Here is a 13843-nt window from a genome sequence, read left to right on the forward strand (position 1 = left end):
GGACGCTTCCTTCGGACCGCCTTCCAGCGGGCCCTCCGGGCGCTTCGTTCTTTCGTGTTCCCAGCTTATCAGATGTTTTCCGCTCCGTTTTCCGGAGTTTCATCCACCGATTCGCCGACGTCTTCTGAGGCTTGGCGCCCCGTCCGACGTTTCAAACTCTAGCCGACCCCCGCTCCGAAAAGCGAATCCAGCCGCAATCCCCATAAACGCGCACGCCGAATTCACCTCGGGCCGCGACGCGAGAAAGCGAACGCGACACAGCCCAGGACGGGAAGTGGTGTTTCAAGGGATTGGCTACTCCGGGACCGTCCGCGCCGACGCGTGTCCGGTGCTCCCTGCCGAGCAGCTAGAGAACACTACGCCCAACCGCCGCCCCGCGCAAACAGGCTGGTCACACCGGCGCCGGCACCGTCCTGTACGCGCGGCGGCTGCGCGGACGGCCGTCTCAGGTGCCCGGGTTGGCCGCCAGGATCGTCCACAGGGACGGTCGCCGCCGAAAAGCCGTCTGCCACAGCTCTCCTGACTGGCTGTCGCACATCACGGCCGTGTCCGGTCAGTCCGGTGGAACGTGGCGAGTGTGCCACGTTGTCCCATCACCGAGGGCACCGGAGGTCTGGACGTCGTGCTGACAAGAACCCGCTGGAGCGGGGTCGTGAACCCTTTGCTGGTGTTCGTGATCGCCGTTCTCACCGTCGCCGCCACCGCGGTCGGGGCGCAGCCCGCCCGTGCGGACATCGGGCCCGGCTACTGGCGGTACCTGCACACCAAGATCATCGTGGACTCCTCGTCGGACATCTCCGGCCGCAGGGAGTACACGCAGATCGTCACCCTGATCCGCCAGGCGGCGGGGCACCCGTTCGACGGGGACATCCGGGAGATCCAGGAGCACGCGGGCGGGCTCATCGTCCTCGAACTGGAGGGCGACCGGAACGAGCACCGGGGCACGCTGCTCATCAACCCGCACTCGCTCTACATCGCGGGTTTCGGCAGCGCCCACAACTATTACTACTACTTCCGGAGCGCGGCCCCCAGCGCCATCCAGGAGATCCGGGACCTGGCCGTGTCGCAGCACGGCCATGCCGTCGAGCCTCCCATGACCGGCACGTGGAACGAATGGGAGCAGCGGATCGCCGAGGCGGGTGTCGGGCTGCAACGGAACTACAACGCCGCGGACTTCAGCAGCGCCAGCTGGCAGCTCTGGCGGTTCCCGCCCGGGCCGGTGCGGAACGCCGACATCCCGAACATCGCGGAGTCCATGCGCACCCTGTCCGCCGCCTACGAGCTGGGCGTGCGGTGGACCAGCTTCCGTAACGACGTCACCGAGGCCATGGGGCGCACGACGTACCAGACGAGGGTCCCGGTCTACGACCAGAGGGCCTTCGAGATCCGCCAGGCCTGGGAGCGATGGGTCAACTGGGCCGACCGGTACGCGGTCTGGTGGCGCAACCACCGGAACGCGGAGGCTTCCACCAGGCTCCCGGAGAGCATCGACATCGGCCCGGTCAACGGGACGCTGAACACCCTGGGCGACCTCCACCGGGAGGTCCAGATGACGGTGTACCTCAAGGGGGCCCACTGAGGCGCCGGAGACGGAGCCCGGCCGGAGGCGAACTCGCCTCCGGCCGGGCTCCGTTGCGCCGGGCTCCGTTGCGCCGCGGGCACGCGGCGGCGGCCGCTACCCCCGTCCCTGGGTGTTCGTGAGGATGCGCAGCGCGGACGCCACGTCGGAGACGGTGCGCAGCGTGCCGTTCACGGGCCCCAGGGTGACGGGGAAGGGCAGGGCGTCGCCGCCCGCCGTGCGGTCGTTCGCCAGGAAGGGGATGTTGGGCAGGGTGTCGTTGCTGATCTTCTCCCAGTTGGCGCGCAGCTCCCTGGTGCGGTCGTCCATGACGACCGCCGAGGAGGTGTTGTTGGCGAGGGCGTCGCCCATCCGGTCGCGGAAGAGGGTGTAGTGGGAGGCCTGCGCATAGGCCGGGCTGAGGGTGAGCAGGTACTGGGCGGTCTGCGGGACCTCGCCAAGACCATTCCTTGATCACGACCAAATGCGCTCCCTGGAACCGTAAGCCCGTGGGCTTCGCACCAGTCCGCCACCCTTCAGGTGTACGGGACCGCGTCTGCCGATCCACCCGCTGGACTGGACAGGGTCCACTACGGTGGCGTCAGTATGTCTCCGATCAGCACCATGACGAGGATGGGCGTGCACACGACTACTCCCCTGAGCCCCGAGGACCCTCCCGAGATCGGGGGCTTCGAACTCCTCGCCCGGATCGGCCAGGGGGGCATGGGCCAGGTGTACCTCGGCGAGTCCCCTGGCGGGGAGCAGGCCGCAGTCAAGGTGATCAAGCCGTCCCTGGTCGACTCGGAGACCCGGCTGCGCTTCGCCCAGGAGATCGAGGTCCTCAAAACCGTCTGGGGAAACCGAGTCGCGGCTTTCCTGGACGCGGACCCCGAAGCCGAGCTGCCGTGGCTGGCAACGGAGTATGTTGAGGGCGCCGACCTCCGTAGGCACGTGGACGTGTACGGCCCGCTCCCCCTCGTCCTGGTGGCGTCGCTCGGAGCCACCCTCGCCGAGGCCCTCGCCCTGGTGCACAAGCAGGGACTACTGCACCGGGACCTCAAGCCTGCGAACGTCCTACTGGGACCCAACGGCCCCAAAATCATCGACTTCGGCCTCGCGGTGTTCGCCGAGTCCAGCTCCTCGCTCACCGCCCCGAACACGGTCGTCGGCACACCCATGTGCATGGCGCCGGAACAGGCCAACGGCGTGAAGCCACTCCCGGAGGCAGTCGACACGTACGCGCTGGGCGCGGTGCTCCTCTTCGCATCGACCGGCCGGTACCCGTACCTGGCGGCCAACGTCCACGCCCTGTTCCACATGATCACCGATCCGGACACGGCCCCCGACCTGACCGGTGTCCCGTCCGAGCTTTCGCCGGTCCTGGCCTCGATGCTGGCCCACCAAGCCGAGGACCGGCCATCCCTACCGACCGTGGTCCAGTCGTTCCGTGCCGTCATCGAGGCCCAGGGCCTGAAGGTCGCCCAGGCCCGCCGACGCCTGACAGCTCTGACCGCGGCACAACCGGCTCCCGGGCCCGGGGTGACGACGCCGACCGTACCGGCCGCCCCACCCTTCCCCATCCCGGCCGACGCAACCACGGGGCCGGCCCCCGCACCGGCCGTGGTCCCGCCACCCGGACACGCACCGGATGACAGCCCCGGCTACACACCAACGATCAAGGACGTCCCGGCGGCGGCGACAGCCACTCCCGCCGACGCACCCGGACCCACGCCCGCCCCGCCCTCGGCATCAACGCCTCGCGCGCCCCGGCGATCCCTGCAGGCCCGCCGCACCGCCCAGCACCTACGCGAGGTCTACGCGGCCAAGGCCCCGTTCTGAGAGAGGCCCCATCCTCTCCTCGCACTCGCCGTAAGCTCTTCACCTGGTGCGCTGTCTCGCGAGGACGGCCGCTACCACCACACGGCACGATGAGCACAGGAGGCAGCGGGTGACCCCCGAGCTGAGCAGCGCCGAACCGACCGGGACCGTGGAGGACCCGTATCCGGCGGGCGCGCAGGTCTTCGTTCGGGACGAAGTGTGGCTCGTACGGAACAGCGCGCTCACCGAGTACGACGGCGCCCGGGTCGAGGTGGTCGGCGTCTCTGACTTCGTCCGCGACCAGGAGGCGGTCTTCTTCACCGCCCTGGACCGGATCGAGCTGGTCGACCCCCGGCAGACGAAGCTCGTCGCCGACGACTCGCCGAACTTCCGCCGCTCCCGCCTCTTCCTGGAGGCCGTGCTGCGACGGACCGCCCTGCCCCAGTCCGAGCGCGGCCTCGCCCTGGCCGACTCCTTCCTGATGGACCCCCTCCCCTACCAGCAGCGCCCGGCCCAGCTCGCCCTGTCCGGACGCAACCTGCGGCCCCGGATGCTGATCGCCGACGTGGTGGGCCTCGGCAAGACCCTGGAGATCGGGCTCACCCTCGCGGAGCTGATCCGGCGTGGCCGCGGCGACCGCATCCTGGTCGTCACCCCGCAGCACGTGCTGGAGCAGTTCCAGCACGAGCTGTGGACGCGCTTCGCGATCCCGCTGATCCGGCTGGACTCGGTCGGTATCGAGCGGATCCAACGCGAGATCCCGGCGGGCCGCAACCCCTTCACCTACTTCAAGCGTGTGATCGTCTCGATCGACACCCTGAAGAACACCGACCAGTACAAGCACCACCTGGAACGGATCAGCTGGGACGCGGTCGTCATCGACGAATCCCACAACCTGATCAACCGTGGCTCGCTGCGCAACCAGCTCGCCCAGATCCTCGCGCCGCGCACGGATGCCCTGATCCTCGCCTCCGCCACCCCGCACAACGGCGACGCGAAGTCCTTCGCCGAACTCATCGGCCTGCTCGACCCGGCGGCCATCCGCGATCCGGAGAACTACCGGGCGGAGGACATCGAGCACCTCTTCATCCGCCGCACCAAGATCAGCCAGGAGGTGCGCGAGCAGATGAAGGGGCAGTGGGCGGACCGCGGCCCCTCCCACTCGGTGCGCTGCGCGGCCACCCCGGCCGAGGAGAAGGTCTTCGAGGAGCTGGCCGAGGTCTGGCTGCCATCCGACGGCCGGAAGTCGGTCAGCGATGTACCGCTCTTCCCCTACACCCTGCTCAAGTCCTTCCTGTCCTCGCCGGCCGCGCTGAAGGCCACCGTCGAGACGCGGATCAAGACGCTGGAGAAGAAGGAGATCCCATCCGCCGTGGCGGCGGAGCGGGAAGCCCTGCTCCGGCTGCGCGAACTCGCGGGCGCCATGTCCGACACGGACTCGGCGAAGTTCAACGCGCTCGTCTCCGAGCTGCGGGCGATCGGGGTGGGGCCCGGCTCCGACACCCGCGTCGTCGTCTTCTCCGAGCGCGTGCAGACCCTGGAATGGCTGCACTCCGTCCTGCCCGCAGCTCTCGGCTTCAAGGGCCGGGCGGCCCAGGGCGCCGTCCGCCTCATGCACGGTGGCCTCAGCGACGAACAGCAGATGCAGTGCGTCGAGGACTTCGGCCTCGCCGACACCCCGGTGCGCGTCCTGCTCACCGGAGACGTCGCGTCCGAAGGCGTCAACCTCCACCGCCAGTGCAGCCAGCTGGTGCACTACGACGTGCCCTGGTCGCTGATCCGCATCGAGCAGCGCAACGGCCGCATCGACCGCTACGGCCAGGCCCGCTCCCCGGAGTTCCGCGCGCTGATCCTCACCAGCGAGGTCGAGGGTGCCAAGGACGACACCCTCGTCGCCGAGCGCCTGCTCGACCGCGAGCGCGAGGCCCACCAGAAGCTCGGCACGGCGGAGGCCGTCACCGGTCTCTACCGCGCGGAGGCCGAGGAGAAGTCGCTCATCCAGGACCTGCTGCGCGGCCGCACGGTGGAGGAGTCCCTGGAGGCGCACCGCCCGCAGGCCGACGGGCCCGCCGGAGGCGGCGGCATGGACGACTTCCTCGCCGACTTCTTCGGCACGGTCGGTGAGGAACCCACCGGCGAGGACACCTCCGTGCCGCGCGCCGACGTGCCCCGCCTGTTCGCCTCCACCCGGGAGTTCCTGGACGAGGCCCTGCGCGAGGTCTACCCGGACGCCCAGAGCAGCCTGGAGATGGACCGCGACGAGGCCTCCGGCCTGATCTCCTTCCGCCCGCCGGCCGACCTCGTCCACCGGTTGAAGGCGCTGCCGCTCGACTACGTCCGCGAGCAGCGGCTGCGCGAACGCCTGCTCGTCACGCTCAACCGCCGCCTCGCCGAGCACTCCCTCCAGCGCGCCCGCGAGTCTTCCACGTCCAGCTGGCCGGAGATCTCGCTACTCACCGACCTCCACCCGGTGGTGGAATGGCTCACCGACAAGGTGCTCGTGCGCCTCGGGCGCCAGGAGGCGCTGGTCATCACCGCGGACGTCGCCGAGCCCACGTACCTGATCCAGGGCGTCTACTCCAACGCCCTCGGCCGGCCCACGGTGGTCAAGTGGATGGCGGTCACCCGGGACGGTGCCGTCGACGACGACATGGTGGCGATACTCCGCCGTTCCGGCGTCGGGCCCACCATGGCCAACCCGCTGAAGCACTGGCCCGTCGACCGGCTGCAGGACGGCATCCCGGCCGCGCTGGAGCGTGCGGAGGCATTCCTGGAGCACCACAGGGAGGCCTGGGACGAGCCGCTGCGCGAACCGATCGAGAAGTACCGGCTCCGCCTCGGCGCCTGGGAGCAGCCGACGCTCGCAGGTGAGCGCACCAAGCAGCGGCTCGCCGGCATCGCCGACTCCCTGCTCACCACCGGCCGCCCGCTGCTCCGCGTCCTCGCCGTCCTCGCCCCCACGCCGCCCCAGGCCGTCTGAATCCCTGAGAGAAGCAGTTATGACGTACGACTCCCTGGTGAACCGCGGCGACTACTTCTCCGCCCACTACCTGGCCGAGGTGCTGCCCAAGGACCTCAAGTCCGGGCTGCTGGCCGTGTGGAAGGAGCGCGAGGAGGCGGCGAAGGCTGCCACTGTCGCTGACGACGCGGAGCAGGACCCGGACGCCCTGCCGGTCACCCCCCGGGCCGGCCTGCGCGCCCTGCGGCGGCCGTACTTCCGCTCGCGGGCCGGCTTCGCCCTGCCGGAGGCGGCGGAGGACGGTCGGACGTCGGCGGATGACGACACTGCCACCTACGGCTCCCCGGCCTGGTGCGAGCGGGTGCGCGCGCTCAACGCGCGGGTGCTGCTGGCCCTCGGCTACGACGCCAAGCCCGGCACCATCACGGTCGAGCGGGCCGACCAGGCGTACCAGGTGCGGGTCGCGCACAGCGAGAAGGGCCTCATCGCCCTGGACTGCGGCTGGGCCGCCGAGCCGGACGCCGCCCTGGACCCGGACGGCCCCGGGCGCCTGCTCGAACCGCTCGTGCTCGACGGGCAGCACAGTCTCCTCACCGGGTCCAAGCTCGCCTCGTTCCTCTTCGCGTGCGAGGACGCACCCCGGTACGTCCTGCTGCTGGTGGGTGGCGTCGTCGTCCTCGCCGACCGGATGACCTGGGGCGAGGGCCGCTACCTCGCGGTGTCGCTGGACGGCGCGCTGGAGCGCAACGACACCAAGGCCGGCGGCGAACTCGACACGGTGGCGGCCCTGTTCGGCGCGGACTCGCTGCGTACGCCGGACGCGGGCGGCGAGAACCCGCTCGCGGAACTGGTCGACAAGTCCACCAAGCACGCGGTGGGTGTGTCGAGCGACCTGCGCGACGGGCTGCGGCTGAGCGTCGAGCTGATCGCCAACGAGGTGCTGGACCGCATCCGCGAGAACGAGGGCGTCCGACCCGAGGACGTCATGGAACTCCCCGAGTTGGGGAAGCAGCTGACGCGGGAGTCGTTGCGGTATCTGTACCGGATCCTGTTCCTCCTGTACGCGGAGGCCCGGCCGGAGCTGGGCATCCTGCCGGCCGACTATCCGGAGTACCAGCAGGGGTACGGGCTCGGGCGGTTGGGTGAACTCGTCGCCGAGCGGGACCTGGTGGACGAGAAGTCGCGGCGCGGGTTCTACCTGTACGAGTCGCTGGACCTGCTGTTCGGCAAGGTCCAGGACGGCTACCGGCCGCGGCGAACGCATGGTGTGGTGGAGGAGAAGGCCTCGGAGGACGTGGGGCTGCGGTTCGAGCCGCTGCACTCCAAGCTGTTCGAGCCCGAGTCCATCAAGCTGATCGGCGCCTCTTCGGTACCCGATCCGCGCTTCGACGCGGACGAGACGGGCGAGGAGCGCTACCTCGACACGCGTTTGCGCAACGCGACGCTGTACAAGGTCTTGCGCCTGCTGATGCTCACCAAGGGACGGAAGGGCGAGCGCGGCGGGTTCATCTCCTACGCGCAGCTGGGCATCAACCAGCTCGGGGCGGTGTACGAGGGTCTGATGTCGTACAGCGGCTTCGTGTCGGACAAGGAGCTGTGGGAGGTCGCCAAGGGCGGCGACCCGAAGGACGGCTCCTGGCTGATCCCGAAGTCGAAGGTCGACGAGTACCCGGACAGCGTGTTCGTGCGGACCAGGGACGAGGAAACCGGCGAGGAGGTGCCGGCCAGGCACAAGCCGGGCTCCTTCGTCTACCGGCTGTCGGGACGGGACCGGCAGACCTCAGCGTCGTACTACACGCCCGAGTCGCTGACCAAGGTGACCGTACAGCTCACCCTCCAGCACCGCCTGGACCAGGACGGGACGGTGACGCCGGCCTGTGAGCTGCTGGACTGGAAGATCTGCGAACCGGCCCTCGGGTCGGGCGCCTTCCTCAACGAGGCGATCAACCAGGTCGCGGCGGAGTACCTTCGGCGGCGGCAGGACGAGCTGGGCGTCGCCATCGACACGGAGAAGTACCCGGTCGAACTGCAGAAGGTGAAGGCGTACATCGCCCTGCACAACTCGTACGGGGTCGACCTCAACGAGACCGCGGTCGAGCTGGCCGAGGTCTCGCTGTGGCTCAACACCATGCACCCGGGCATGGAAGCGCCCTGGTTCGGCCTGCACCTGCGACGAGGGAACTCGCTGATCGGCGGGCGGCGAGAGGTGTACCCGGCCGAGAAGCTGAAGAAGGGCGGGTGGCTCGGGACCACGCCCGAACGCTTCCCGCTAGCAGACGCGGTGAACGGGGTCCCGCTGCCGGAGGGCTCGGTCCACCACTTCCTGCTACCGGCGAAGGAGTGGGGCGCGGTCGCCGCCGAGAAGGAGGCCAAGGCGCTCGCGCCGGCGGAGACGAAGGCGCTGGGCGCGTGGCGCCGGGCGATCACTAAGTCGCCCAACGCCAAGCAGATCAGCCGCCTTCAGGGCCTCGCCCGGCGGGCTGAGTACCTGTGGAGCCTGGTGGTACGGCGCCTCGAGATCTCCGAGCGCGACATTTCACGTCGCATCGACGTGTGGGGCGCCGAGGAGGAGTGGCTGCGCCGCCCCGAGGCCGCTGTGCAGCGAGAAGAGGTCCTGGCGGATCTGCTGGCGGTCGACACCCCGTACTGGCGTCTCAAGACACTGATGGACGCGTGGTGCGCGCTGTGGTTCTGGCCGGTCCAGGAAGCTGCGCTGCTGGACGGCACCGCAGAGCGATATCAGCGCGTACAAGAGGCTCCCGTAACCCTAGCTGTCGAAGAGGACTCGTCGCAGGTCCTCCTGTCCTGGGAGGCGGAAGACCTCTTCGGAGATATCGGCGAATCCGGCCAACTGACCAGGCAGGCGGTCGAGCGCCGTCGTAGCACCGGCCGCCGCAAGGAGGCGATCCGCGAAGTACGGCGTTCTGTCATCGCCCTCGCGTCGTTGGATGACTGGCTCGACTTCGCCGAGGCGTTGCTCGGCACGCACGAGGTGCCGTCCGAGTCTCTGGTGTCTGCCTTCGAAACCCTTGAAGAGCTGACCCCTTACGAGGACGGCCTTCCCGACCTCATGGGCATGGACCGTGCTCACTGGCTGGAGTCCCGCTTCCCGTGGACATCAGTCACGAGGGACCTCGCGGAAATCCAGGGGTTCTTCCACTGGGAGCTTGAGTTCGCGCAGGTCTTCGAGAACGGAGGCTACGACATTCAGGTCGGAAATCCCCCGTGGGTCCGGCCTCGCTGGCAGGAGGATCTGATCCTAGCTGAGCTAGACCCCTGGTTTACGCTCACAGACAAGCCGTCCGTGGCGGAATGGAACCACCGAAAGAGTGAAGTCCTAGCTCACGGAACGCCCAGTTACGTCCTGGAAGAGCTCGCGAGCAACTCCGGATTGGTCGCCATGCTTAGCGACGCAACCACTTATCCGCTCATCGCCGGTACTCAGCCCGACTTGTATCGCTCATTCATGTGCAGAGCATGGAGCAATGCCGGAGTAGGATTCGCCGGACTCCTTCACCCGGACAGTCATTTTGGCGGAGTCAAGGAAGGTAAGCTGCGCGCAGCCGCATATCGACACCTCCGAACACACGCCCACTTCCACAATCGCATGGGAGTCTTTCCCGACAACCATGCAAATCTTGAATTCAGCATCAACATCTACGGCCCGACCGCCGAGATCTCCTTCACCCACCTCAGCTGGCTATTCTCCCCCGATACACTGACAGAGTCATTCGACCATGACGGAACAGGTCCAACACCCGGAATTAAACATAATGGCAAGTGGGATTTGCGCCCCCACTCCTCACGTCTCATCACTGTAAATTCCGAACGCCTCGCAGCGTGGAGGAAGCTCTCCGGCGATGAATCAACCCCACTGCCAGAGACGACTCTCATGTACCCCATCACCACCCAGGAGCAAGATGCAATTGCAACACTTTCAAAATATGAAATTCGAATTTCAGACTTCCAGCCGCTAACCAGTCGCGCCTACCACGAATCGGAAGCTCGCCAAAGCGGTCTAATCTCCTGGGAAACCTCCACACCGCCGAACCTCAGAGAAGCCATCCTACAGGGCCCGCATATCGGGCTTTCCAATCCACTGTTCAAACAGCCAAATCTTCCGTGCCGAACGAATCGAGACTGGTCAACCTTCGACCTCACCAAGGTTTCAGAAAACGAAATTCCTCGCGTCAACTACAGAAGGGCATCAAGCTGGCCCGAGTTTCGCGCTGCCCAAACCCAGTGGAAGGACGGCCGCTACACAGATTTTCACCGACTCGCCTGGCGCCGGATGATCGCCTTTGACACGGAGCGAAGCCTCTACGCTTCCCTCCTTCCGCCCGGCCCTGCTCATGTCTATACCGTTCAGTCTCTGGCTCTCGCCGATAACAGGCTGACAACACTTAACGCAGGATTTTGGGCCACCCTCCCGCTCGACTATTTGCTTCGCATTACAGGCCGAGCCGATCTGACGCCAGCCAGTCTCCGGCAAATGCCAGCTCCTCTGGTTGACCACCCCCTCAGTGGCGGTCTGCTACTTCGCACGCTTCGCCTCAACTGCGTGACAAGCGCCTTTTCTGAGCTCTGGCGAGAGCTAGCCGATCCAGAATGGCTGGACTCAGAGGTTTGGGCATACGACTGGCCAAACTCTTCCCAGCTGGCTTCACCCATCCCAGGAGAGTGGGACTACGCAACGCCGCTCCGTACGGAATATCAGCGCCGGGCCGCTCTAGTTGAGCTGGACGCCCTCGTTGCCGTTTGGCTTGGAATCACTGCTGAGCAGCTCATCGCCATCTACCGTTCGAGGTATCCGATCCTTTCCGACTATGAATCGGAAACCTACTTTGACGCTAACGGTAAAAGGCTGTCTCGCAACCACAATACCTACGGCCACCGCCAAACCAAGGGCGACTACGCTGCCCTAATCGATCACCTAGCCAACCCTGCTGCCACCCCTCCGCCTGAGGGATACACCGCGCCGTTCTATAAGGCCGACCGCGAGGTCGAGATGAGGGCCGCCCACGCATACTTCAAGGGACGCCTGGATGCGGAGATCGCTGCCGGACGGTGGACCCCGCCGACGCCGACGACCCCGCTGACGCCCGACGAGGATGGATCGTGACCGACAGCAACAGCCTCCCGAGCGGAAAGTCCAAGTACCTCACGCCGGAAGCCCTCTTCGCACTCGACGAGCCGGGATCGCAACTCCCCGTCGAGTTCGACGACGGCGGCAAGAGCTCCGGCGTCGAGTCCGAGGACATCGGTGAGCGGATCGCCAGCCCCTTCGATCCCAGCAAGATCGAGGTTCAGACCCGTACCCCCACCGTCTCACTCCTCCTCAACCGCATTCGGCGTGACACCATTGACCTGGCCCCGGACTTCCAGCGCCGTGCCGGCATCTGGACGGCGAAGGCGCAGAGCAGGCTCATCGAGTCGTTGCTGCTACGGATCACCCTTCCCACGCTCTACGCCGCCGAAGTGGACGAGGAGTCGTGGGCGATCGTGGACGGCGTTCAGCGCCTCACCACCATCGCTCGCTTTGTCGATCCCGACGCGATTGGTGCCGAGCCACTCATCCTCACCGGCCTGGAATACCTGACCGAGTTCAACGGGAAATCCTTCGCCGACCTTCCGGGCCGCCTTCAGACCCGGATCGAAGAGACAGAACTCGTAGTCCTCCTCATCCGTCGCGGCACTCCGGAGGAGGTGAAGTTCAACATCTTCGGCCGCATCAACACGGGCGGTCGGCCCCTGACCCGTCAGGAGCTACGCCACGCGCTCATCCCCGGCCGGGCCCGCACGTTCCTACACGAACTTGCCAACACCAAGCCCTTCCTCAGCGCGACCTCCCGCAGCGTCTCACCGGAGCGCATGTCGGACCGCGAGATGTGCCTCCGCTTCTTGGCCTTCAGCCTCAACTCGCCGGAGTCTTACGCCTCACAGGACTTCGATGGATTCCTCCGATCGGCCATGCACAAGATCAACACCTTCTCGCCGGAGGAACTCGCCGATCTGTCCGGCCGGTTCGCCCACTCGATGCAGGCAGCAGAGCGGATCTTCGGCGCTCACGCCTTCCGAAAGCGCTTCCGTAGCTACGACCGCCGTTCTCCGGTCAACAAGGCGCTGTTCGAAACAGAGTCGGCATGTCTGGCCAACCGCACCCCCCACGAGGTCGACCTGCTCGAAGCCCGCCGGTCGGTCGTGGAGGAGAAGTTCATGGAGCTCATGGACAACCCGGCCTTCGTGAACGCTGTGTCATCAGGCACCGGCGACGTCGGTAAGGTCAGGCTTCGCTTCCGCGAGATGGACCGGATCTTCCAGGAGACGCTGGATGCTTGAGCACCTTGGCATCACCAATTTCAAGGCCTTCGCCCGCCAGGACATCGCCCTGGCCCCGTTCACGCTCCTCACCGGGCTGAACTCCTCCGGCAAGAGCACCGTCCTCCAGTCCCTCGCACTCCTCCGTCAGTCCCACAACGCCGGGTTCCTTCACCTCTACGAGGAGGGCGGCGGGTTCCTCCTCAACGGTGAACTGGTGGAGCTCGGCACCGGTCAGGACGTGCGCCACGACACCTACGTGCGCCACGAGTCAACGGCCATCGCGGATGACCGGACGATCTCACTGGCCGTGACGTTCGACGGAACCCGTTACACCTGGAGCGCCGCCTACGGCCGTGAGGACGACCTGCTGAGGTTGACCGACTGCCCGATGGGCCCGGACGCCCACGACGCGGACGAGTGCTCGCTCTTCCAGCCCGGGTTCCAGTACCTCAAGGCCGACCGGATCGTCCCGGCCGTCAGTTACCCGCGTTCCCACCAGGCTGCCGTGGGCCGTGGATTCCTCGGCTCACGGGGTGAGCACACCGTCAACTTCCTGAGGGCCCACCAGGACGACCTCGTCGCGGCCGGCCCGCTGCGGCTGGACGACACCCGCTCCGCCTCTCTCCTCTCCCAGACCGACGCGTGGATGCAGCGACTCTGCCCGGGCGTCAACCTCCAAGCGGTGGGCATCGACGGCACGGACAGCGTGCGCCTCAGCTACGGCTTCGGCTCCGGGATCTCCGCCTCCAACCGCTACCGTCCGACCAACGTCGGCTTCGGGCTGACCTACGCCCTGCCGATCGTCGTCGCGTGCCTGTCGGCCCAGCCGGGCGCCTTGATCCTCCTGGAGAACCCGGAGGCGCACCTCCACCCGCAGGGGCAGACCTGGCTGGCGTACCTCGCGGTGGCCGCGGTCGCCGCCGGAGCCCAGGTGATCGTGGAGACCCACTCCGACCACGTCCTCAACGGGCTGCGCATCGCCGTGAAGGACGGGCGCATCCCGGCAGCGTCCACGGCCGTCCACTTCTTCCGGCGCCACGAGCAGACGGCCGAGGTGATCAGCCCCGTCATGGGCGAGGACGGCATGCTCTCCGAGTGGCCTGCCGGGTTCTTCGACGAGTGGGAGAACTCCCTGGAGAAGCTTCTCGACTGACCTCCGGCACCCGCGCACGTCCTGACAGTCGATC

7 protein-coding genes are annotated in these 13843 nt (G+C 67.2%); 6 read left to right on the forward strand and 1 reads right to left on the reverse strand.

Annotated elements, in window-relative coordinates; genetic code table 11:
- Positions 1–652 precede the first annotated feature (652 nt).
- Positions 653–1579 carry a hypothetical protein gene (locus tag ACZ4W5_RS33295; RefSeq protein WP_465658757.1) on the forward strand — a complete coding sequence of 309 codons (927 nt, stop codon included), beginning with the start codon at positions 653–655 and terminating at the stop codon, positions 1577–1579.
- A gap of 96 nt (positions 1580–1675) precedes the next feature.
- On the opposite strand, the gene ACZ4W5_RS33300 is transcribed toward ACZ4W5_RS33295, so the two are convergent.
- Positions 1676–1930, reverse strand: coding sequence for a hypothetical protein (locus ACZ4W5_RS33300; RefSeq protein ID WP_465658758.1), 255 nt, complete (start codon positions 1928–1930; stop codon positions 1676–1678).
- A gap of 252 nt (positions 1931–2182) precedes the next feature.
- Here ACZ4W5_RS33300 and ACZ4W5_RS33305 point away from each other — a divergent pair, with 252 nt between their 5' ends.
- The 5 genes from ACZ4W5_RS33305 (at position 2183) to ACZ4W5_RS33325 (ending at position 13809) form a co-directional block, all read left to right on the forward strand.
- The gene (locus ACZ4W5_RS33305) at positions 2183–3397 is read left to right on the forward strand and encodes a serine/threonine-protein kinase (RefSeq protein ID WP_465658760.1); all 1215 of its coding nucleotides are present in this window, start codon (positions 2183–2185) and stop codon (positions 3395–3397) included.
- A gap of 109 nt (positions 3398–3506) precedes the next feature.
- Positions 3507–6356 (forward strand): helicase-related protein, encoded by a 2850-nt coding sequence (locus ACZ4W5_RS33310; protein ID WP_465658761.1) that lies wholly within the window; start codon positions 3507–3509, stop codon positions 6354–6356.
- A gap of 19 nt (positions 6357–6375) precedes the next feature.
- The gene (locus ACZ4W5_RS33315) at positions 6376–11457 is read left to right on the forward strand and encodes an Eco57I restriction-modification methylase domain-containing protein (protein WP_465658762.1); all 5082 of its coding nucleotides are present in this window, start codon (positions 6376–6378) and stop codon (positions 11455–11457) included.
- On the forward strand, positions 11454–12674 hold the full coding sequence (locus tag ACZ4W5_RS33320; RefSeq protein WP_465658764.1) for a DUF262 domain-containing protein: 1221 nt from the start codon (positions 11454–11456) through the stop codon (positions 12672–12674). The genes ACZ4W5_RS33315 and ACZ4W5_RS33320 overlap by 4 nt, the downstream gene beginning before the upstream one ends.
- On the forward strand, positions 12667–13809 hold the full coding sequence (locus ACZ4W5_RS33325; protein WP_465658766.1) for a DUF3696 domain-containing protein: 1143 nt from the start codon (positions 12667–12669) through the stop codon (positions 13807–13809). The genes ACZ4W5_RS33320 and ACZ4W5_RS33325 overlap by 8 nt, the downstream gene beginning before the upstream one ends.
- The last annotated feature ends 34 nt before the right edge of the window (positions 13810–13843 follow it).

This window comes from Kitasatospora sp. NPDC029367 (assembly GCF_055569135.1).